This is a genomic window from Pseudomonas ogarae (genome assembly GCF_014268695.2).
In the GTDB taxonomy this organism is placed as follows: domain Bacteria; phylum Pseudomonadota; class Gammaproteobacteria; order Pseudomonadales; family Pseudomonadaceae; genus Aquipseudomonas; species Aquipseudomonas kilonensis.
Genome location: NZ_CP077086.1, coordinates 5,914,238 through 5,936,101 on the forward strand (window position 1 = coordinate 5,914,238; position 21,864 = coordinate 5,936,101).

At 62.8% G+C, this 21,864-nt stretch carries 23 protein-coding genes; 7 read left to right on the plus strand and 16 right to left on the minus strand.

The annotated features are described in order from the left end of the window. Positions 1 to 100 precede the first annotated feature (100 nt). Positions 101 to 265, plus strand: a complete 165-nt coding sequence (gene arfA, locus HU749_RS26145) for an alternative ribosome rescue factor ArfA (protein WP_003205882.1) — start codon at positions 101 to 103, stop codon at positions 263 to 265. 72 nt (positions 266 to 337) lie between these two features. Further along, positions 338 to 1,660 carry a lytic murein transglycosylase gene (locus HU749_RS26150; protein ID WP_186651596.1) on the plus strand — a complete coding sequence of 441 codons (1,323 nt, stop codon included), beginning with the start codon at positions 338 to 340 and terminating at the stop codon, positions 1,658 to 1,660. Between the two features lie 113 nt (positions 1,661 to 1,773). On the opposite strand, the gene HU749_RS26155 is transcribed toward HU749_RS26150, so the two are convergent. Then, positions 1,774 to 2,706, minus strand: a complete 933-nt coding sequence (locus HU749_RS26155; RefSeq protein WP_186651598.1) for a S66 peptidase family protein — start codon at positions 2,704 to 2,706, stop codon at positions 1,774 to 1,776. Between the two features lie 149 nt (positions 2,707 to 2,855). Between HU749_RS26155 and HU749_RS29390 the strand changes: the two genes are divergently transcribed. Next, a complete protein-coding gene (locus tag HU749_RS29390; protein ID WP_256211728.1) occupies positions 2,856 to 2,981 on the plus strand; it encodes a hypothetical protein in 126 nt (41 codons plus the stop codon). A 604-nt stretch (positions 2,982 to 3,585) separates the two neighbouring features. Here HU749_RS29390 and lipA read toward each other — a convergent pair. The 12 genes from lipA to HU749_RS26215 all read right to left on the minus strand — a co-directional run bounded on the left by lipA (position 3,586) and on the right by HU749_RS26215 (position 15,031). Beyond that, the gene (gene lipA / locus HU749_RS26160) at positions 3,586 to 4,608 is read right to left on the minus strand and encodes a lipoyl synthase (RefSeq protein WP_014340371.1); all 1,023 of its coding nucleotides are present in this window, start codon (positions 4,606 to 4,608) and stop codon (positions 3,586 to 3,588) included. Between the two features lies 1 nt (position 4,609). Further along, complete coding sequence (gene lipB, locus HU749_RS26165; protein WP_079302731.1) at positions 4,610 to 5,257, minus strand: lipoyl(octanoyl) transferase LipB; 648 nt, start codon at positions 5,255 to 5,257, stop codon at positions 4,610 to 4,612. Beyond that, positions 5,257 to 5,532: a DUF493 domain-containing protein gene (locus HU749_RS26170; RefSeq protein ID WP_003185772.1), complete on the minus strand. Its 276-nt coding sequence runs from the start codon at positions 5,530 to 5,532 to the stop codon at positions 5,257 to 5,259. The genes lipB and HU749_RS26170 overlap by 1 nt, the downstream gene beginning before the upstream one ends. Positions 5,533 to 5,613: 81 nt before the next feature. Next, entirely contained in the window at positions 5,614 to 6,771 is a 1,158-nt protein-coding gene (locus tag HU749_RS26175; protein ID WP_186651600.1) for a D-alanyl-D-alanine carboxypeptidase family protein, read from the minus strand. 167 nt (positions 6,772 to 6,938) lie between these two features. After that, complete coding sequence (locus HU749_RS26180; protein WP_024619121.1) at positions 6,939 to 7,964, minus strand: septal ring lytic transglycosylase RlpA family protein; 1,026 nt, start codon at positions 7,962 to 7,964, stop codon at positions 6,939 to 6,941. Continuing rightward, positions 7,964 to 8,974 (minus strand): lytic murein transglycosylase B, encoded by a 1,011-nt coding sequence (gene mltB, locus HU749_RS26185; protein ID WP_014340376.1) that lies wholly within the window; start codon positions 8,972 to 8,974, stop codon positions 7,964 to 7,966. The genes HU749_RS26180 and mltB overlap by 1 nt, the downstream gene beginning before the upstream one ends. A 17-nt stretch (positions 8,975 to 8,991) precedes the next feature. Continuing rightward, on the minus strand, positions 8,992 to 10,095 hold the full coding sequence (rodA, locus tag HU749_RS26190) for a rod shape-determining protein RodA (protein WP_044059329.1): 1,104 nt from the start codon (positions 10,093 to 10,095) through the stop codon (positions 8,992 to 8,994). Between the two features lie 31 nt (positions 10,096 to 10,126). Continuing rightward, positions 10,127 to 12,022, minus strand: coding sequence for a penicillin-binding protein 2 (gene mrdA / locus HU749_RS26195; protein WP_079302733.1), 1,896 nt, complete (start codon positions 12,020 to 12,022; stop codon positions 10,127 to 10,129). 9 nt (positions 12,023 to 12,031) lie between these two features. Further along, complete coding sequence (gene rlmH / locus HU749_RS26200; RefSeq protein ID WP_003185785.1) at positions 12,032 to 12,499, minus strand: 23S rRNA (pseudouridine(1915)-N(3))-methyltransferase RlmH; 468 nt, start codon at positions 12,497 to 12,499, stop codon at positions 12,032 to 12,034. Positions 12,500 to 12,508: 9 nt separating this feature from the next. Then, positions 12,509 to 13,003, minus strand: a complete 495-nt coding sequence (rsfS, locus tag HU749_RS26205) for a ribosome silencing factor (protein ID WP_003205895.1) — start codon at positions 13,001 to 13,003, stop codon at positions 12,509 to 12,511. Between the two features lie 71 nt (positions 13,004 to 13,074). Beyond that, a complete protein-coding gene (gene nadD, locus HU749_RS26210; protein ID WP_079302734.1) occupies positions 13,075 to 13,758 on the minus strand; it encodes a nicotinate-nucleotide adenylyltransferase in 684 nt (227 codons plus the stop codon). 1 nt (position 13,759) lies between these two features. Then, on the minus strand, positions 13,760 to 15,031 hold the full coding sequence (locus tag HU749_RS26215; protein ID WP_095963501.1) for a glutamate-5-semialdehyde dehydrogenase: 1,272 nt from the start codon (positions 15,029 to 15,031) through the stop codon (positions 13,760 to 13,762). Between the two features lie 196 nt (positions 15,032 to 15,227). Between HU749_RS26215 and HU749_RS26220 the strand changes: the two genes are divergently transcribed. Both HU749_RS26220 and HU749_RS26225 read left to right on the plus strand, forming a co-directional pair. Beyond that, positions 15,228 to 15,905: a DNA-3-methyladenine glycosylase gene (locus HU749_RS26220; RefSeq protein WP_053189917.1), complete on the plus strand. Its 678-nt coding sequence runs from the start codon at positions 15,228 to 15,230 to the stop codon at positions 15,903 to 15,905. Positions 15,906 to 16,082: 177 nt separating this feature from the next. Then, positions 16,083 to 17,399, plus strand: coding sequence for a bifunctional DedA family/phosphatase PAP2 family protein (locus HU749_RS26225; protein ID WP_079302736.1), 1,317 nt, complete (start codon positions 16,083 to 16,085; stop codon positions 17,397 to 17,399). 153 nt (positions 17,400 to 17,552) lie between these two features. On the opposite strand, the gene HU749_RS26230 is transcribed toward HU749_RS26225, so the two are convergent. The 3 genes from HU749_RS26230 to HU749_RS26240 are packed head-to-tail and all read right to left on the minus strand — an operon-like array spanning position 17,553 to position 19,232. Beyond that, on the minus strand, positions 17,553 to 18,143 hold the full coding sequence (locus HU749_RS26230; protein ID WP_014340384.1) for an LON peptidase substrate-binding domain-containing protein: 591 nt from the start codon (positions 18,141 to 18,143) through the stop codon (positions 17,553 to 17,555). Positions 18,144 to 18,153: 10 nt separating this feature from the next. Next, entirely contained in the window at positions 18,154 to 18,870 is a 717-nt protein-coding gene (locus HU749_RS26235; RefSeq protein ID WP_003205906.1) for an LrgB family protein, read from the minus strand. Then, positions 18,867 to 19,232: a CidA/LrgA family protein gene (locus HU749_RS26240; RefSeq protein ID WP_046065509.1), complete on the minus strand. Its 366-nt coding sequence runs from the start codon at positions 19,230 to 19,232 to the stop codon at positions 18,867 to 18,869. The genes HU749_RS26235 and HU749_RS26240 overlap by 4 nt, the downstream gene beginning before the upstream one ends. Positions 19,233 to 19,581: 349 nt before the next feature. On the opposite strand from HU749_RS26240, the gene HU749_RS26245 reads away from it, so the two are divergent. Then, positions 19,582 to 20,037, plus strand: a complete 456-nt coding sequence (locus HU749_RS26245; RefSeq protein WP_014340387.1) for a MaoC family dehydratase — start codon at positions 19,582 to 19,584, stop codon at positions 20,035 to 20,037. Between the two features lie 102 nt (positions 20,038 to 20,139). Further along, entirely contained in the window at positions 20,140 to 21,858 is a 1,719-nt protein-coding gene (locus HU749_RS26250; protein ID WP_186651602.1) for a C13 family peptidase, read from the plus strand. Positions 21,859 to 21,864: the final 6 nt, after the last annotated feature.

Consider the following 21,864-nt stretch of genomic DNA (forward strand, 5'->3'; position numbering starts at 1 on the left):
CACCTCAGATGACATTTCCTACGCAATGCAGGGACTGGACAGCCCCCCAACTCTGCCCCATCATTTATCCCGCAAAACCCACCCTACGAGAGTACCCACCATGAGCAAAAAGCCATCCAAGCATGGCCCCAACAAGGCCAAGTCCATCGTCGCCCAGCCCCTGTTCCGCAGCCGCCAGGAACGACCCGCCAAGGGCAAAGGCAGCTACCGCCGCGAAGCCTTCCAGTCTGACAACTGGGAGGCTTCTTGCTTTCTGGCCGCTTGAAACACCCGGACAAGCCCTACGCCCCTTTCGCATGTTAAGGTCAGCACCTGATTTGTATTTCTGGACCCGTGCATGCCCTTCTGTCTTTCCCATCGTTGGCCACTGCGCCAAATGATTGTTGCCGCAAGCGTTGTCCTGCTTGTCGCCTGCGCCGAAAAACCTACTGCCGCCGACGCCCAACCGCTCCAGACAGCCCCCGTCGTGACCGCGCCGGCCATCGTGCCGCCCTTGGTGCCGACCGGTGACGACCTGGCCATTGCGCCCACCCAGACCTTCGCGCAATGGCAGGCCGGGTTTCGCAAGGAGGCACTGGCCGCCGGGATCCGTGACGACCTGTTCGACCGTGCGTTCATCGGCGTCAGCCCGGACATGAGCGTGATCAAGGCCGATCGCAGCCAGCCGGAATTCACCCGTCCCGTGTGGGAATACCTCGATGGCGCGCTGTCGCCACTGCGGGTCAACAAAGGCAAGAGCCTGATCCAGCAGAACGCCCAGGTCCTGCAAAGTATCGAACAGCGTTATGGCGTCGATCGCGAGGCGCTGGTGGCGGTGTGGGGCATGGAGAGCAACTTCGGCCAGTTCCAGGGCAGCAAGTCGGTGATCAACTCCCTGGCGACCCTGGCCTACGAAGGACGGCGCCCGGGTTTTGCCCATGCGCAACTGATCGCCGCGCTGCAGATCCTGCAACAGGGCGATATCACACCGGAAAAAATGCTCGGTTCCTGGGCCGGCGCCATGGGCCAGACCCAGTTCATTCCCACCACGTACAACACCCATGCGGTGGATTTCGACGGCGACGGCCGCCGCGACATCTGGGGCAGTTCCACCGACGCCCTGGCCTCGACCGCGCACTACCTGCAAAGCTCCGGCTGGCAACGTGGCCAGCCGTGGGGGGTCGAGGTCTCGCTCAACCAGGGCTTCGACTACACGCTGGCCGATGGCACGATCCGCAAGCCCGTCTCCGAATGGATGCGGCTGGGTGTTTCAGAATATGGCGGCTTGCCGATCGCCGCCGATGACAGACAACTGTCGGCGTCCCTGCTCCTGCCGGCCGGTCATCGCGGCCCGGCGTTCCTGATCTTCGATAACTTCCGCGCCATCCTCAAGTACAACAACTCATCGTCCTATGCCCTGGCGGTCGGGCTGTTGTCCAAGCGCTTTACCGACGCCGGGCTGGTCTACGGCCAGTGGCCAAAAGAGGACCTGCCCCTGAGCCGCAGCGAACGCATCGAACTGCAGACCCTGCTGGGCAAACACAACTACGACGCGGGCAACCCCGATGGCATCATCGGCGCCAACACCCGCAAAGCGATCCGCAGTGCCCAGCAGTCGTTCGGCTGGCCGGCGGATGGGTATCCGACGCAGCAGTTGCTGGAGGCGTTGCGTAGCCGCTGAGTCAGCCGTATGGCGGCTACCGCTATCGCGAGCGAGCTCGCTCCCACAGGTATCCCCGATCAACCTGTGGGAGCGAGCTCGCTCGCGATGACTGAGTGACAGACGCTACATGACTAGCGGCTGACCACCACATCCTGCTCCAGCACCAACCTCTTCTCCCCCGCATCCAGCGTCACCAATGCGCCCATGGGCAAGGTCAGGTTCGGATCGCAGTGCCCGCTGCGCCAGCCGGACAACACCGGGATGCGCAATGGTTCGAAGGTCTGCTTGAGTAAGCGGTTCAACGCCTCGACGTCGACCCCGGCTACATCCCCCACCAACACGCCGCGTAGCTGGTGCAACGTGCCGGCCAACCGTAGCTGCGTCAGCAGTCGGTCGATGCGGTACAGCGGCTCGTTGACGTCTTCGATGAACAGGATCACCCCTTCGGCGTCGATCTGATAAGGCGTGCCCATTGTCGCGGCAATCATCGACAGGTTGCCGCCCAGCAGACGTCCGTGGGCGATGCCCGGCTCAACGGTGGTCAACGGGTAGGCTACGGGATGGTTCAGCGTGCTGCCGGCCTTCATCTGTCCACGCAGCAGGCTGAAAAACGAGGTGACGGTTGGGGGTTCCTTGTCGCCCAGCAGATCGGCGTTGAGCAGCGGGCCGTGGAAAGTCACGAAGCCGGCGTAACGGCTGATGGCCAGGTGCAGGGCGGTGATGTCGCTGTAGCCTACGAATGGCTTTGGGTTGCGGCGTATGAGGTCGAAGTCGATGCGATCGAGGAGACGTGGGGTGCCGTAGCCGCCGCGCAGGCAGATGATCGCTTTGACTTCTGGGTCGGCGAAGGCGGTGTGCAGGTCGTTGAGCCTTGTCTCGTCGCTGCCGGCCAGGTAGTTGTCCTTTTCGTAGACGCCGGGGAATATTCGCAGCTCATGGCCCCTTGCGCGCATCCATTGGATGGCTTTTTCCGTGTCCAGGGGGGCGGGACCGGCGGGGGCGATCACGGCGATCAGGCCTTCTTGAGGGAGGGCTGGGACGGGGTGGTGTGGGGTTAGGGCCATGGGGTTCCCGGTTTTCTTGATCGTGTGTATATCCGTTTTTTTTGTAACGGCCACTTATGGTTCCGCTCTTACAGCGGGTTACTTTTGAAAAGCGCAAAAGTAACCAAAACGCTCTTGCCCCACCACTCGGTGCCTCGCCTGGGCTCGGCATGCCCTCACTCCGGCATTGCTCCGTGGGCCGCCGCGAAGGGCCATCCATGGCCCAGCGCGGCTATCCCGGCATCCATGCCGGGATGCCCACTGCGCAATGCCTGCGTTCGGCCAGCGTGGTTTAACGGGGCGCCCAAGATCAAAAGCCAAAACAAAGCAAAGCAAAGCCAAAGCGCGGCACATCCAGCATTTATGTAGCTGCACCACCGCTATCGCGAGCAAGCTCGCTCCCACATTGGATCTTCAGCAGCCACAAAACTCATGTACACCGCAGAACCTTGTGGGAGCGAGCTTGCTCGCGATGAGGCAGGCACATCCAACATTAGCGCAAACTGACACACCGCTTTCGCGAGCAAGCCCGCTCCCACAGGAGTAACGCGGTCTCACCAAGAACCAGGTCGGCTCTAAGGCCGCCTCGCTTTGGCTTTTGATCTTGATCTGGGGCGCCCCGTTAACCACGATGGCTGAACGAAGGTATTGCGTAGTGGGCAACCCGGCATGGATGCCGGGTTAGCCGCGCTGGGCCATGGATGGCCCTTCGCGGCGGCCCACGGAGCGATGCCTTCGTTCAGGCATGCCGAGCCTAGGCGAGGCACCGAGTGGTGGGGCAAAGCGCTTTTGGTTACTTTTGGCGCTCTTCCAAAAGTGACCCGCTGTAAGAGCGGAACCATAAGCCGCCGTTACGCAAAAACGGATATACACACCACCCCAAAAACCAACGCTAAAAAATCAGGACCCGAGCAGCTCAGCCTTGACCAACTTAGCCTGCTCATCCGCATGATACGAAGACCGCACCAACGGCCCCGAAGCCACGTTCTTGAAGCCCATCTTGTACCCTTCCTCAGCAAACCAGGCAAAGGTATCCGGGTGCACAAAACGCTGCACCGGCAGGTGACTACGCGAAGGCTGCAGGTACTGGCCCAAGGTCAGCATATCGATGTCATGCTCACGCATGCGCTTCATGACCTCGATAACTTCCTCGTCAGTCTCACCCAGGCCCAGCATCAAGCCAGACTTGGTCGGAATGTGCGGCATCATCTGCTTGAAGCGTTGCAGCAAGGTCAACGACCACTGGTAGTCCGAACCCGGACGCGCGGCCTTGTACAGGCGCGGCACGGTTTCCAGGTTGTGGTTGAACACATCCGGCGGCTCGGCGGCGGTGATTTCCAGGGCGATGTCCATGCGGCCACGGTAATCGGGCACCAGGGTTTCCAGCTGGACGTTCGGCGACAGCTTGCGGATCTCGCGGATGCAGTCGGCAAAGTGCTGGGCACCGCCGTCACGCAGGTCGTCGCGGTCCACCGAGGTGATGACCACGTACTTGAGCTTCAGGTCGGCGATGGCGATGGCCAGGCTTTCCGGCTCGTTGGTGTCCAATGGCTTCGGACGGCCGTGGCCGACGTCACAGAATGGGCAGCGACGGGTGCAGATGTCGCCCATGATCATGAACGTGGCAGTGCCGCCGGAGAAGCACTCGCCCAGGTTCGGGCAGGAGGCCTCTTCGCAGACGCTGTGCAGCTTGTGCTTGCGCAGCAGGGCCTTGATCCGGTCGACTTCCGGGGACACCGGGATGCGCACGCGGATCCAGTCAGGCTTCTTCGGCAATTCGGTGGTCGGGATGATCTTGACCGGGATGCGTGCAACCTTCTCGGCGCCGCGCAGCTTGACGCCGGCCTCTACCTTGGCACGCGGGGCCGGACGCTCGGTGACGTCCAGCGTCGGGATCATGGTTTGCACTGCATCAGTAGTCATATCAGTCGATTCCGCCCGTAAGGGTCGTCTGCTCAGCATAGTCGAGGTGTTTGACGAGCTGCGCGCGCAGCCGGGCACTTACCTCGGCAAATTCAATCGATCCTGCATGCTCGCTCAACTGGGTCATCGCCAGTCCCGCGTAGCCACAGGGATTAATCCGTCGAAATGGCGCAAGGTCCATGTCCACGTTCAGCGCCAGGCCATGAAACGAACAGCCGTGGCGGATCCGCAAACCCAGGGAAGCGATTTTCGCCCCTTCGACGTAGACACCCGGCGCATCCGGCTTGGCCGCTGCCGTCACACCGTAGCTGGCCAGCAGCTCGATCAGGCATGTCTCCATGCGGGTGACCAGCTCGCGCACGCCAAACCCCAGCTTGCGCACATCCAGCAACAGGTAGGCGACCAATTGGCCAGGGCCATGGTAGGTCACCTGCCCGCCCCGGTCGACCTTCACCACCGGGATATCCCCCGGCAGCAACAGGTGCTCGGCCTTGCCGGCCTGGCCCTGGGTGAACACCGGTGGGTGTTCCACCAGCCAGACTTCATCGTCGGCGGTGTTGCCGCGTTCGTTCGTGAAGCGTTGCATGGCATGCCAGACCGGCTCGTAAGCCATCGTGCCCAACTCGCGAAAGCCCAGCGTGCCCGGCATCACAACACCATGTGCACGAAACCGGTCGCGCGCAGCTCGCTGTTGATGTCGTAGAGCTGTTCCTGGCCGGTGGCAATGATGTGCAACTGGATCGTCGTGTACTTGCCGTTGGTACTCTGGCGCTCGGCCAGGGTCTTGTGGTCAACGGTGGCATGTTTTTCAAGGATCGCGATGATCCTGTCCTTGAAACCGACACCGGTGTCGCCGATGACCTTGATCGGATAATCCGCGCAGGGGAATTCGATCTTTGGCGCTTTTACTTCAGAGTCTGTCATGGGGTAACGGCCTCGTAAGCCGTGGTAACGCACATGGCCCCGCTCCGGATGGGAACGGGGCCATGCAGGTCAACACTTCAATCAGTTGAACAAGCCGTAGAAGAATAGACGGATGCTATCCCAGATGCGGCGGAAGATACCACCTTCCTCGACCGCGTCCAGAGCGATCAGGTCAGCGCTGTGCACCACTTTTTCGTCCAGTTTGACTTCGACTTTACCGATCACGTCGCCCTTGGCGATGGGAGCGGTCAATTGCGGGTTCATGGTCATGCTGGCAGCGAGCTTCTTGAGCTGGCCTTTAGGCAAGGTCATGGTCAGGTCCTGGGCCAGGCCGGCCTTGACCTGATTGGTCGAGCCTTTCCAGACCTGGGCCTGGGCCAGTTCGGTGCCCTTCTGGTAGAAGGTCTGGGTTTCGAAGAAACGGAAACCGTAGGTCAACAGCTTCTGGGTCTCGGCGGCACGGGCCACTTCGCTGTTGGTGCCGAAGACGACGGCGATCAGGCGCATGCCGTCACGCACAGCCGAAGACACCATGCAGTAACCGGCCTCGTCGGTGTGGCCGGTCTTCAGGCCATCGACGGTCTTGTCGCGCCACAGCAGCAGGTTGCGGTTGGGCTGCTTGATGCCGTTCCAGAAGAATTCCTTCTGGGAGTAGATGGCGTAGTGCGCCGGGTCTTCATGAATGATTGCCCGGGCCAGGATCGCCATGTCGTGAGCCGACGAATAGTGCTCCGGGTTCGGCAGGCCGGTGGGGTTCATGAAGTGGCTGTTGGTCATGCCCAGGTCGGCCACGGTTTTGTTCATCATGTCGGCGAACGCATCTTCGCTGCCGGCGATGTGCTCGGCCAGGGCGACGCTGGCGTCGTTGCCGGACTGAATGATGATGCCGTGCAACAGGTCGCTGACGGTCACTTGCGAACCGACCTTGATGAACATCCGCGAACCGCCGGTGCGCCAGGCGTTTTCGCTGACGGTCACCGGATCGTTTTCACCGATCTGGCCGCGACGGATTTCCAGGGTGGCGATGTAGGCGGTCATCAGCTTGGTCAGGCTGGCCGGTGGCAGGCGCTGGTCACCGTTGTTCTCTACCAGGACCTCGCCGCTGCTGGCATCCATGAGCACAAAGGATTTGGCGGCCAATTGAGGAGGCGCCGGCATCATCTCGACCGCGAACGCGGCGGGGGAGAGAAGCAGCGGGACTAGCAGGCAAAGGCGTTTGGCAAAGGTGGTGATGTTCATCCGTCTCTCGAAATCGCTAATGGAACTGCCCGAAGGCAAAACTAAACAGGCAGCCTCTTAACGGGCCACCGCGTATTTAAGTTGCTCACTCACTACCCTTGCCGGGCTTTTGTTATGCATGGAGCCAACAACCTGACCCGCCCCAACCGCAAGCGGGCCTCAATCAATTACTCGGCGGTGACCAGGCTCGGCGAACCGAGATTGGCCAGGCGCACACTGTTCTGCACTTGCTGGACTTCACCCGGAGAACCGATCGGCCCCAGGCGCACCCGATGCAGTGTCTGCTGGTTGCGCACGATCGAGCTGATGAACACCGGAGCGCTCACCATCGAGCTGAGCTTCGACCTCAGCAGCTCGGCAGCGTCCGGGTTGGCGAACGCGCCCACTTGCAGAAACTGGCCAGACGCTGTTGCAGAAGCGTTTTTTTTTGCATCGATCTGTACCGGCAGCACGGCCGCGGCGTGTTGCTGCGGCGGTGGTGTCCACTGCTCGACCGTGCCGGTGGACGCCGTCACGGTTGGCGCGGCATTTTGCGCCACTTTCGGCTCGTTGAGCATCAAAGGCGCCGGACGGCCGCGTTGGGCCCACCATTCTTGCGGGTCGATGCCTTCGACCTTGACCCGGGCGGTACCGGTTTCAGCGTAACCGAGCTTTTTCGCCGCCGCATACGACAAGTCGATGATGCGATCGGAATAGAACGGCCCACGGTCATTGACCCGCAGGATCACGGTCTTGTTGTTGTCCAGGTTGGTCACCCGCACATAGCTGGGCAGCGGCAAGGTCTTGTGCGCCGCGCTCATGCCATACAGGTCATACACCTCGCCATTGGCGGTGTTCTGGCCGTGGAACTTGGTGCCGTACCAGGACGCCGTGCCCGAGGCCACGTAGCGCTTGGACTCGGCCATCGGGAAATAGGTCTTGCCCAGCACCGTGTACGGGTTGGCCTTGTACGGGCCGGTGTGCAGGGTCGGCGTGGCGTCGGGAATGCGCGAGACGTCCACGTCCCACCACGGTGCGCCGTCCTTGTGGGCCCGGTTGATGTCCAGGCCCGGCGTCGCGCGCACAGCGGTGGAGCTTTTCTGGGCCGGCGCGCGGCTGGTCGAACAACTGACGACCAACAGCGACAGCGCGGCCAACGCCACGAGCTTGAGGGGCTTGGCTTTCAGGGGTAGATAGGTAGGCAATGCCCGCATTATTTGACGCCCCGTGCTTTGACCAGCTCTTCAGACAGTTGATATACGGCCATGGCGTACATCACGCTGCGGTTATAACGCGTAATCGCGTAGAAATTCTTCAGGCCCATCCAGTATTCGGGGCCTTGTTCGCCTTCCAGGCGCATCGCGGTGACCGGCATGTCGTCACGCAGCGCATCATGACTCGACCAGCCCAACGCCCGCAACTCCCCGACGGTTTTCGTCGGTTCGATACCCTCGGTCAGGCCTTCGTCCACTTGCTCGCCACGCACGTCGGCACGGCTGACCACCGGCTGGCCGGCTTCCCAGCCATGACGCTTGAAATAGCTGGCGACACTGCCGATGGCATCGGTCGGGTTGGTCCAGATATTGATGTGACCATCGCCGTCGAAGTCCACCGCATAGGCGCGGAAACTGCTGGGCATGAATTGCGGCAGGCCCATGGCCCCAGCGTAGGAGCCCTTGAGGGTCAGCGGATCGACCTGCTCTTCGCGGGCCAGCAGCAGGAACTCGCGCAGCTCCTTGCGGAAGAACTCGGCACGCGGCGGGTAATCGAAGCCCAGGGTCGACAGCGCGTCGATCACCCGGAAATTCCCGGTATTGCGGCCAAAGAAGGTCTCGACGCCAATGATCGACACAATGAACTGGGCCGGCACGCCGTATTCCTGCTCGGCACGGGCCAGGGCCGCCTCATGCTGGCGCCAGAAGTCCACGCCCCGGGCGATACGCGCCTCGGTGATGAACATCGGCCGGTACTCGCGCCACTGCTTGACCCGCTCGGCGGGCCGGGAGATGGCGTCAAGGATCGACTGCTTGCGCTCGGCCTCGCGAAACACCCCCATCAGCTGCTCACCGGCAAAACCGTAGTCGCGGGTCATCTCACCGACGAACTCAGCCACCTGTGGCGAGCCTTCGTATTCGCCAGCCAGGGCATGCGGCGCACCGCCCAGGAAGCCGACCAGGCCGATCCACGGCGCATATCGCGTCGACCAGCCACGCATTGCTTGCATTGAACTCTTCACCTTATTCAAACCTGCGCGATCCACTTGCGATGCGTATGAATCGACATCAAAACCCCAAACGCTGACAGTAGTGTCACCAGCGAAGTTCCTCCGTAGCTAATGAATGGCAACGGCACCCCCACGACCGGCAACAGGCCACTGACCATACCGATGTTGACGAAAACATAAACAAAAAACGTCATGGTCAAGCTGCCCGCGAGCAATTTACCGAACAACGTCTGGGCCTGGGCGGTAATCACCAGCCCCCGGCCAATCAGCAGCAAATAGATCAGCAGCAGTACGCAAATGCCCACCAGGCCGAACTCCTCGCCCATCACGGCGATGATGAAGTCGGTGTGGCTTTCCGGCAAAAAGTCCAGGTGCGACTGGGTGCCCATCAGCCAGCCCTTGCCGAACACCCCGCCAGAACCGATGGCGGCCTTGGACTGGATGATGTTCCAGCCAGTGCCCAGAGGATCGCTCTCCGGGTCGAGGAAGGTCAGTACCCGCTGCTTCTGGTAGTCGTGCATCACGAAGTACCACATGGCCACCGATACCGGCACGGCGGCGGCGATCACGCTGAGGATCCAGCGCCAGCGCAGTCCGCCCATGAACAGCACGAAGGCACCGCCGGCCAGGATCAGCAGCGAGGTGCCAAGGTCGGGCTGGCGGACGATCAGGATGAACGGGATGCCGATCAGCAACAGGCTGATGCACACATGCTTGAGCTGCGGCGGCAGGGAACGCTTGGCCAGGTACCAGGCGATGGTCGCCGGCATGATGATCTTGAGGAACTCCGATGGCTGGAAGCGGATCACCCCGGGAATGTTGATCCAGCGGGTGGCGCCCATGGCGTTGTGGCCCATCACGTCCACCACCACCAGCAAGCAGACCCCCACCACATAGGCCAGTGGCACCCAGCGCGCCATGAATCGCGGCTCGAGCTGGGCGATGACGATCATCGACACCAGGCCGATGCCGAACGAGGTGGCCTGCTTGGCCAGCAGGTCCCAGTTCTTGCCGCTGGCCGAATACAGCACGAACAGGCTGCCCGCGGCCAGGGTCAGCAGCAGAATCAGCAACGGGCCATCGATGTGCATGCGCTGCAACAAGGTGGCACGGCGGCGCATCACGTCTTCGCTGGAGAGGATCCGGTCGAAATTATTCTTCACGGGCCGTAGCCTCCGCAGTGATGGGGCTTGCGTATTCAGGCTTGAGCTGGCCGTGCTCATCCAGCAGCCAGGCATCCATGATCTGGCGCACCACCGGCGCGGCGACGCCGGAACCGGACTCACCGTTCTCGACCATCACCGCCACGACAATCTTCGGGTTTTCGGCCGGCGCGAAGCCAACGAACAAGGCGTGGTCGCGGTGGCGCTCCTGGACCTTGGAGCGGTCATACTTCTCGCCCTGCTTGATGGCGACGACCTGGGCCGTACCGCTCTTGCCGGCAATGCGGTACTGCGCGCCGATGGCCGCCTTGCGAGCGGTGCCTCGGGCGCCGTGCATCACCGCCTGCATACCGTTGTTGACCTTCTGCCAGTCCGACGGATTGCGCAGGATGATGTCCGGCATCGGGTCCGGGTCCACCGGCTTCTGACCCTCGATGGTCTTGGCCAGGTGCGGGCGATACCACTTGCCCTTGCTGGCCACCAGCGCCGTGGCCTGGGCCAGCTGCAAGGGCGTGGCCTGCATGTAGCCCTGGCCGATCCCCAGGATCAGGGTTTCGCCGGGGAACCACGCCTGGCGCCGGGTCGCGCGCTTCCATTCCCGGGATGGCATCAGGCCGGGCGATTCTTCGAACATGTCCAGGGAGACTTTCTGGCCCAGACCAAACTTGTTCATGTAGGACGACAACCGATCGATCCCCAGCTTGTGGGCCAGGTCGTAGAAGTAGGTGTCGTTGGAACGCATGATGGCCGTTTCCAGGTCCACATAACCGTCGCCGGTGCGGTTCCAGTTGCGGTACTTGTGGTCGTAGTTCGGCAGTTGGTAATAACCCGGGTCATAGACCCGGCTCCCAGCGGTCACCACGCCGGCGTCCAGCCCGGCAATCGCCACGGCTGGCTTGATGGTCGAACCTGGCGGATAGAGGCCGCGCAGCACGCGGTTGAACAGCGGCCGGTCGATGGAGTCGCGCAACTCGGCGTAGGCCTTGAAGCTGATGCCGGTGACGAACAGGTTCGGGTCGAAACTCGGCTGGCTGACCATCGCCAGCACCTCGCCGGTGTTCGGGTCCAGCGCCACCACTGCGCCGCGCCGCCCGCCCAGCGCCGCTTCGGCGGCCTCTTGCAGCTTGATGTCCAGGCTCAGGACGATGTCCTTGCCGGGGATCGGGTCGGTGCGCTTGAGCACCCGCAACACGCGGCCGCGGGCGTTGGTCTCGACTTCCTCGTAACCCACCTGGCCATGCAGCTCGGGCTCGTAGAAGCGCTCGATACCGGTCTTGCCGATATGGTGGGTGCCGCTGTAATTGACCGGATCGAGGGTCTTGAGCTCTTTCTCGTTGATCCGCCCCATGTAGCCAACCGAGTGGGCAAAGTGCGGCCCCTGGGGGTAATGCCGCACCAACTGCGCCACCACCTCGACGCCTGGCAGGCGGAACTGGTTCACGGCGATCAGGGCGATCTGCTCTTCGGTCAGCTCGAACAGGATCGGCACCGGCTCGAACGGCCGTCGGCCCTGGCGCATGCGCTTCTCGAAGATCGCCCGGTCCTCGGGCGTCAGCTGCAGCACTTCGACAATCACGTCGAGCACTTGCTGCCAGTCGCCGGAGCGCTCGCGGGTCATGCTCAGGCTGAAGCTGGGCCGGTTATCCGCTACCACCACGCCATTGCGGTCGAAGATCAAGCCGCGGGTCGGCGGAATCGGCTGCACGTGCACCCGGTTGTTTTCCGACAGGGTCGAGTGGTACTCGTACTGGATCACCTGGAGGAAATACAAGCGCGCAATCAGCACGCCGATCAGCGCCACCACCGCAATAGCACCGAACACGACGCGGCCCCGCACCAGGCGGGCGTCTTTTTCGTGGTCCTTGATGCGGATCGGCTGGGGCATGGGGCAGGATTACTTGTGGTAAGGGTGCCCGGACAGGACTGTCCAGGCACGATACAGCTGTTCGCCGATCAGGATCCGCACCAGCGGGTGCGGCAGTGTCAACGGCGACAATGACCAACGCTGATCGGCCCGGGCACAGACTTCCGGCGCCAGCCCTTCCGGGCCACCGACCATGAAATTGACCGTGCGCGAGTCCAGCCGCCAGCGATCGAGCTCCACCGCCAGTTGCTCGGTACTCCAGGGCTTGCCGTGGACTTCGAGGGTGACAATGCGCTCGTTCGGCCCGACCTTGGCCAGCATGGCTTCGCCTTCCTGGCGGATGAAGCGCGCCACGTCGGCGTTCTTGCCACGGGTATTGAGCGGAATTTCCACCAGTTCCAGGGCCAGCTCGGACGGAAGACGCTTGGCATATTCATGCCAGCCTTCTTCCACCCACTTGGGCATGCGAGAACCGACGGCGATCAGGCGCAGTCGCACAGCGGTCCCTTATTGCTGGTCTTTGTTGAGCTTGGTGAAGTGCTCATGGGGGTTTTCCGGGCTGTGGTGCGCAGCGCTGGCCGAACGGCTCTGCTCGGCACCGGCCCACAGGCGCTCCAGGTCGTAGAACTGGCGCGCCGAGGCAGTCATCATGTGCACGATGACGTCGTCCATATCCAGCAGTACCCAGTCGCTGTCACCCTTGCCTTCTTCACCCAGCGGCTTGACGCCCTGGGCCTTGACCGCTTCGCGAACCTTGTCCAGCATCGCGCCGATCTGGCGGTTGGAGGTACCGGTGGCGATGATCATGTAGTCCGTGATGCTCTGCTTTTCACGAACGTCGATCACCTGGATGTCCTGGGCCTTGACGTCTTCCAGGGCCGCCACGGCCACCTTGACCAGTTCTTCACCGGCCAGTACGACGCCGGTGTGGGCCTCTACCGGCAGCGGGGCGCTTTTGAACGTGCCTTTGCGCTTTACTTTGTTTACGTCTTTGTCAGTCATATAAAACTCGTTTTGCTCGTATGTTCGGGCGCTTCGCTACACGCATTCACGTGCCTTGAAGCACACCTTTTTCAGTTCGACGCACGGTAAAGCCCGTGCGCATCGATGTAGGCCAGGACCGCGTCGGGCACCAGGAAACGTACCGACTTACCGCTGGCCAGCAGTTGACGGATCTGGGTGGCGGATACCGCGAGCGGCGTCTGCCAGACGAATGCAATCTGTCCGCTCGGCCCTTTCAGGGCCAGCGGGTCGCTCACCGAGCGGGCCGCCAGCAGGTTGCGCAAGGCATCCGGCGGCTCGCTGTCGGCATCCGGGCGTTGCAACACCAGGATGTGGCAATGCTGGAGCAACTCTTCCCAGCGATGCCAAGTGGGCAGGCCGCAAAATGCGTCCCAGCCCAGAAGCAGAAAAACCTGGGCATCAGCGGCCAGTTCGGCGCGCATCAGCTCCAGGGTATCAATGGTGTAGGACGGTTTGTCCCGCTGCAATTCGCGGGCGTCCACCACCAGCGGCGCCACACCGGCCACCGCGCACTCGACCATCGCCAGGCGGTCCTGCGCCGACACCTGCGGCGTATCCCGGTGAGGTGGCCGGGCGCTGGGCGTCAGGCGTAGCTCATCGAGGGCCAGGGCGTCGGCGACTTCCAGCGCACCGCGCAAATGGCCGATGTGCACCGGGTCGAACGTGCCGCCCAGGATACCGATGCGCCGGGGCGGGGTTGTCGTCACAGCAGCTGGCGGGTCAAGATCGCCCAAGTCAGACCGGCTCCTGTCCGCGCAACTGGCCGTCACCGACCACGATGTACTTCTCGCAGGTCAGGCCTTCGAGGCCCACCGGGCCGCGGGCGTGCAGCTTATCAGTAGAAATGCCGATCTCGGCACCCAATCCGTATTCAAAGCCATCGGCGAAGCAGGTCGGGGTGTTGATCATCACCGACGCCGAATCCACTTCGGCCACGAAGCGCCGGGTTTCCCCCAGGTTTTCACTGACAATGGAGTCGGTGTGGTGCGAGCCGTGGCGATTGATGTGCTCGATGGCCTCCTCCAGCCCGTCGACCACGCGGATCGACAGGATCGGCGCCAGGTATTCGGTGTCCCAGTCTTCTTGCGTGGCCGCAACGGCCTCGATGATCGCCCGGGTGCGCTCGCAACCACGCAGCTCGACGCCTTTTTCGCGGAACTGGGCGGCCATCGACGGCAGGAAGTCCTTGGCCACGGCCTGGTCCACCAGCAGGGTTTCCATCGCGCCGCAGATACCGTAGCGGTAGGTCTTGGCGTTGAAGGCGATGCGCTGGGCCTTCGGCAATTCGGCGTGGGCGCTGACGTAGACGTGGCAGATGCCGTCCAGGTGCTTGATCACCGGCACGCGGGCGTCACGGCTGACCCGTTCGATCAGGCCCTTGCCGCCACGCGGCACGATGACATCGACGAACTCGGGCATGGTGATCAGCGCGCCGACTGCGGCGCGGTCAGTGGTTTCCACCACTTGCACCACGGCCGCCGGCAGATCGGCTTCGGCCAGGCCGCGCTGGATGCAGGCGGCAATGGCGCGGTTGGAATGGATGGCCTCGGAGCCACCCCGCAGGATGGTCGCGTTACCCGACTTCAGGCACAGGCTCGCGGCGTCGATGGTCACGTTCGGCCGCGACTCGTAGATGATCCCGACCACGCCCAGGGGCACGCGCATCTTGCCGACCTGGATGCCCGACGGGCGGTAGCTCATGTCGCGGATCGCCCCGACCGGGTCCGGCAGGGCCGCGACCTGGCGCAAGCCGACGATCATGCCGTCGATGCGTGCCGGGGTCAGCGCCAGGCGCTCGAGCATGGCCGGTTCCAGACCATTGGCCCGGCCGGCGGCCAGGTCCAGTTCGTTGGCTGCGGACAACTCGGCACGCGCAGCATCCAGCGCATTGGCGGCGGCCTGCAGGGCGCGGTTTTTCTGCGCGGTGCTGGCCCGGCCGATGATGCGCGACGCTGCACGAGCGGCGCGACCCAGGCGGGTCATGTAGTCAAGAACGGACTCAGTCATGGTCTGTGTGGTCTTGGCGATGAGGAAAGCGGCAGATTATAGCTGTCGTAACCCTCGACTAACAGCATGGACTCACAGTGGTGACCGGCGGAGGAGCAAAACAGGCGTAAACAGCCGGTTGAAGCGACTGTTCAGCGGTGATTAAGCTTTCCATTGCTATCATCGCGCTTCCTTTGGCCTCATTTCGTTTAACGCCATGACCGATCTGCCATCGCCCAACGCCCTGCCCCACGCCTTTTTCGATCGCGACGCCCAGGTGCTTGCCAAGGACCTGCTGGGCAAAGTCATCCGTCACAAGGTGGGTGAGCTGTGGCTCAGCGCGCGGATCATCGAGACCGAGGCGTATTACTTCGCTGAAAAGGGCAGCCACGCCTCGCTGGGCTACACAGAAAAACGTAAGGCTTTGTTTCTGGATGGCGGGCACATCTATATGTACTACGCCCGGGGCGGCGATTCGTTGAACTTCAGCGCCCAGGGCCCCGGCAATGCGGTGCTGATCAAATCGGCGTACCCGTGGGTCGACGCCCTTTGCGGGCCGGCGAGCCTGGCGCAGATGCTGCTCAACAACCCCGACGCCCAAGGCCGGCCGCGCACACCGCAAAAACTCTGTGCCGGCCAGACCTTGCTGTGCAAAGCCCTGGGGCTGAAAGTGCCGGACTGGGACGCCAAACGCTTCGACCCTGAGCGCTTGCTGGTGGAAGATGTCGGCGTGCCGACGGTCAATGCGATCCAGACCACCCGCCTGGGCATTCCCCAGGGCCGGGACGAGCACCTGCCCTACCGTTTCGTCGACGCCGCCTACGCCCCGTGGTGTACCCGCAACCCTTTGCGGCGCGGACAGGTCGAAGGGCGTGATTATTTTTTGTTGCCCTGATGAAATACCGCATCCCGCTGTGGGAGCGGGCCTGTGGGAGCAAGGCTTGCCCGCGAAGCAGGCGACACGGATCAACAGTAAGGTCGCGTCATCGTTTGTCGCGAGCAAGCTTTGCTCCCACAAGTTCTCCCCACAGTAAAAAATGCATGCCCATCACTATTCAATGGAGTTGTATTTATGGGCCCATGGCTCGATAGCATCACTGGCTGGTTGACCGTCAACCCGCAATGGCTGGCGGTGGCGGTGTTCATCGTTGCCTGCGTGGAGTGCCTGGCCATTGCCGGCCTGATCGTGCCGGGTACGGTGCTGTTGTTTGCGATTGCCGTGCTGGCCGGCAGCGGCGCGTTGTCCTTGGGCGAGACGTTGCTGCTGGGCCTGCTTGGCGGGCTGCTCGGGGACCTGGTGTCGTATTTCCTGGGCCGGCATTTCCACCAGAACATCCGGCGCCTGCCGGGGCTGCGGCACCACCCGGAATGGATGAGCGCGGCGGAAAGTTATTTCCAGCGCTACGGCATCGCCAGCCTGTTGGTGGGCCGTTTTATCGGCCCGCTACGGCCGATGTTGCCGATGGTGGCCGGGATGTGCGACATGCCGTTCCCGCGCTTCGCCGCCGTCAGCGTGTTGGCCGCAGCGGGCTGGACCGTGGCGTACCTGTTGCCGGGCTGGGCCACCGGGGCGGCGTTTCGCCTGCCACTGCCCGAAGGTTTCTGGCCTCAGGCCGGCGTGGTCATCGGCAGCATCGCGGTGATGATCGGGCTGAGCGTCAACAGCAGTATGCGCCGCCATCGCCATGCCACGGCACTGATCGCAGGCCTTGGCCTGGTGATCCTGATCGGTCTGTTCATCGGCTTTCGTTACCTGACGGCGTTCGACCAGGGCTTGATGGCCCTGGTCCAGGAGCACCGCAGCGCGACGCTGGATGAAATCGCCGTGACCTTCACGCTGATCGGCGAATTCCGCTACATGTTGATTGTCTGCAGCCTGGTGACCGGGTTACTGCTGTTGGCACGGCAATGGCGCCAGGCAATTTTTGCCGGGGGCACGATGCTGATCACCGCCCTGGCCAATACCGGCTTCAAACACTTCTTTGCCCGTGTGCGCCCGGAAATCCTCAGCGACCCGCTGACCAGCTACAGCATGCCCAGCGGCCACTCCTCCGGGGCATTCGCGCTGTTCCTGACCCTCGCCGTCCTGGCCGGCCGCGGCCAACCGCCACGCCTGCGCCTGACCTGGCTGTTGCTGGGCTGCTTGCCGGCGCTGGCCATCGCCCTGTCGCGGGTCTACCTGGGCGCGCATTGGCCGAGCGACATCGCCGCCGGGGCGATGCTCGCCGCCAGCGTCTGTGCCGCCGCCCTGTGGTTGAGCCAGCGCCAGAGCCCGCTGCCGGCCATGCCGCCGAAAGTCTGGTGGCTGGTCCTGCCGGCGCTGGTGGCGGTGTTCAGTTTCTTCGCCCTGCGGCACTTGCCGCATGCGATGTTGCGGTATGCCTATTGAACACACTATCTGTGGGCACTGGAGATCCACTGTGGGAGCGGGCTTGCTCGCGAAAGCGGAGTGTCATCCAACACATGTGTTAACTGATCCACCGCCTTCGCGAGCAAGCCCGCTCCCACAGGGGTCGGTGTTGTTCGGTGGATATGAGTGGTGTCAGGCGAAGAGCTCGCCCTGCAACTCATCGAGCAACGCCTGGATCGCATCCAGGCGCTGTTGCGGGTCGTCGAGTTGCAGCAGGTCGATCTTGTCCAGCTCATTGAACGGCAGCAGGTAGGCCAGTTGATTGGCCAGCGATTGCTGGCCGGTCGCTTCGGTGCCCATGTTCAGCGCCTCGACCATCGGGTGCTCGGCCAGGGCCTTGAGCAGCGCCACCAGGTCGGCGTCTTCCTCTTGCAGCGGTTGCTCCGGCTCTTCCTCCAGCCACTCGACCTCAGCGACCGTCAGTTGATCCGCCTGGACGCTGCTGCCATGGACGATAAAGCGCCGCCCGCCCTGCACGCGAATGCCCAGCAGACCATTGTCCTGCTGGGAGAAATCGGTGATGCGCGCCTCACAACCGACCCGCGCGTAGCCCTCAGGCGCGATGCCGACTTCCTCGCCATCGAGGATGCACACCACGCCGAAGCCTTCGCCCTTTTTCATGCAGCGCCCGATCATGTCGAGGTAGCGCGCCTCGAAAATCTGCAAGTCGAGGATGCAACCGGGGAACAGCACGGTGTTCAACGGGAAAAGCGGCAAGCTCATAACCAATTCCTTAAACCGTCATCGACACCACCAACGGCAGCAACACCGCCGTGGCCACGCCCATCAGACTCATCGCCAGCGCCGCAAAGGCGCCGGTTTCCTCGCTTTCCTGCAACGCCACCGACGTGCCCACGGCATGGGCCGCCAGCCCCAGGGCCATGCCCCGGGCTTCAGGGCTATGGACACCCAACCGGGTCAAAATGCTCGGGCCGAGAATGGCCCCAAGCACACCGGTGATCAACACGAACACCGCCGCCATGGCCGCCACGCCGCCGATCTGCTCGGCCACCAGCATGGCGATCGGCGAAGTCACGGACTTGGGCGCCATGGTCATCAGAATCATGTGCTCGGCACCGAAGGCCCAGCCCAACACCACCGCAGAGCCCGTGGCAAACACCCCAGCTATCACCAGCGTAGTAAAAATCGGCCAGAACAACTGCCGGATCCGTCGCAGGTTCAAATACAGCGGCACCGCCAGGGCGACCGTGGCCGGGCCCAGCAGGATGCTGAGGATCTCGGTGCTCTTGCGGTATTCGGCATAGTCGATGCCGCAACCGACCAGCACGACGATCAACAGCACCATCGACATCAGCACCGGTTGCAGGAACACCCAGCGGGTCTTTTCGAACGCCGCCAGTACCAGTTGATAGGCGCCCAGGGTAATGCCGATGCCAAACAGCGGATGGTGAATCACCGAGGTCCAGGCGCCTTGCCAGTCGAGCATCATTGGCTGTCCTCCGGGGCGGCGATGTGACGACGGGCCAGGCGCTGCATCAGCACGCCCGTCAACGCCACGGACAGCACCAGGGACAAGGTCAATGCGCCGACGATGGCCCAGAAATCGGCGGCAATGGCCCCGGCGTAGACCATCACCCCCACGGCGGGCGGCACCAGCAGCAATGGCAGGTAACGCAGCAGGCTGCCGGCCGCCAGGTTCAACGGTTCGCTGACTTCGCCGCGCACCACCAGATAGCCCAGCAGCAACAGCAGGCCAATGATCGGCCCCGGCAGCACCGGCAAGAACAAATGATTGATCGCAGTGCCCAGTAATTGAAACAGCACCAGCCAGGTCAGGCCCCGTAGCAACATCCGCTCTCTCCCCTGCAACAGACTCAATGAACGCGCCAATTCGGTTCACGGCGTGATTGTGTGGCGAGGGAGCTTGCTCCCGCTTGAGTGCGAAGCGCTCATAAAATGGGGCCGCTGCGCAGCCCAGCGGGAGCAAGCTCCCTCGCCACGAAATCAAACGCACACGTCAAGTGAACGGAATTGCAAAGAATGCGCCGGCATTATAAGCATGCCCGCGCTATGGGTCGGCATTCGTAAAAAGCATGTTCGGTGACCTTACTTGCGCGCCATGTTGATCTACAGTGGTTCTCCGGGGATGCCGATCCCCGTTCCAGAAAAAGTAAAACAGATGAACCCAAGGAGAGTCTCAATGCCCTACGTCCCCGTTGCAGCGCTCAAAGATTATGTCGGCAAGGAACTTGGACGTTCCGATTGGCTCACCATCGATCAGGAACGCATCAACCTGTTCGCCGAAGCCACTGGCGACTTTCAGTTCATCCACGTCGATCCGGTCAAGGCCGCGCAGACCCCGTTTGGCAGCACCATCGCCCACGGTTTCCTGTCGCTGTCGCTGATGCCCAAGCTGATGGAAGACATCCTGATCCTGCCCGAGGGCGTGAAAATGGTGGTCAACTACGGGCTGGACAGCGTGCGCTTCATCCAACCGGTGAAGGTCGATTCCAAGGTCCGGCTCAAGGTCGACCTGGTGGAAGTTACCGAGAAAAAACCTGGCCAATGGCTGCTCAAGGCCACCGCCACGCTGGAAATCGAAGGTTCGGAAAAACCGGCCTACATCGCCGAGCCGCTGTCGCTCTGCTTCGTGTAAACCTGCGCGGTCGCGAAACCGCTCAGGCAGTTTCGCATCGCTTCTCTGTATCCAAGGGGCATAGCTGCGGCATACTCGTGGCCTGATGACCTGGATCCCGTTATGCGCTTATTCGTCCCACTGACCCTGACCCTGCTGCTCACCGCCTGTGGCGATGGCGAATCGCCGCTGCCTCCTGACGCGCGTTTGCCCGACGGTGGCCGCTATCGCGGCGACCTGGTGGACGGGCTGCTGCAAGGCCAGGGGCGCATCGATTACCCCAATGGCAGCTGGTACGCCGGGCAGTTCGACAAAGGCCAGTGGCACGGCAAAGGGGAATGGCATGGCAGCAATGGCGAGGTCTATCGCGGCCAGTTCCAGCAGGGCCTGTTCCACGGCCAGGGCAGCCTGACCACACCGAGCAGCAGCTACACCGGCGGCTTCAAGCTGGGGCGGCGGGACGGTGAAGGGACGCTCAAGGAAAACGGCATGACCTACCGGGGGGAGTTCAAGGCCGACCGCTATTCCGGCCTCGGACGCCTGGAACTCGACGACGGCAGCCAGTACCAGGGCCCGTTCGTCAACGGCAAGCCCAACGGCGAAGGCCAGCGCTTCGATGCCAGCGGCAACCAGTTCACCGGCCATTTTGTCGACGGGCAACTGCAAGGCAAGGGCACCTTCAACAGTGCCGATGGCGATGTCTACATCGGCGGCTTCAAGAACAACCAGCTCAACGGTCGCGGTCGCTACGAAAATGCCGACGGCGATGTCTGGATCGGCCAGTTCAAGGATGGCGCACTGACCGGCAAGGGCGAACTGATCGGTGCCGACGGCAGTCACTATCTCGGTCAATTCAATGATTGGCGCTTTACCGGCGAGGGCCGCCTGAACCTGCCCGACGGCAGTTTTTACGTCGGCCAGTTCGAAAGCGACAGTTACCACGGGCGCGGCACCCTGGCGCTGACCGATGGCACCGTGCAAAGCGGCACCTGGGCCAACGGCCAGCGGGTGCGCAATGCTGACGGCAGGCTGCTGCCGGATGTCCTCGAACTCGGCCTGCTGGCCCAGGGCCGCCTGCTGGAGGACGCCCTGGCCAACATCCCGGCTTCGACCCCGGCGGTGGAGCTGTACAGCCTGACCCTGGGCGGCGACGGCAAGCAAAGCGTGTTCCTGCGCGAATCCGACTATGTCGCCAACATGCTCACCAGCCGTTTCGGCGCGTTCGGGCAGATCCGCCTGGTGAACCACCGCGATCACCTCGGCGACCGGCCCATGGCCAGCCGCGAAAGCCTGCGCCGCGCCGCCGCCACCCTGGCCGAACGCAGCGGCCCGGAAGACCTGATTTTCATCTACCTGACCAGCCACGGCACCAGCGAGCATGAACTGGTGCTCGACCAGCCGCGCATGGAACTGGCCGACCTGCCCGCCGATGAACTGGCCGTGGTCCTGGCGCCGCTGAAGAACCGCGACAAGATCGTGGTGATCTCGGCCTGTTATTCCGGCGGCTTCATCCCGGCACTCAAGGATGAACGCACCTTGATCATGACCGCTTCCCGGGCCGACCGAGTGTCCTTCGGCTGCTCCGAGGAAGCCAATTTCACCTATTTCGGCGATGCGCTGTTCGCCCAGGCATTGAACCAGACTGACGACCTGGAGCAGGCCTTCAAGCGGGCCAAGGCCACCGTGGCCGAACGCGAACAGGCGGACAACTTCGAAGCCTCCGAACCCCAGATGTGGGCGCCGAGGACGGTCCTTTCCCACTGGCAACTGCTGCGCAAACAGCAGGCACGTAAAGCATTGCAAAGTGCTGCATTGAACGACGAGGCGACAAAGAGCAACTAAGCTGAA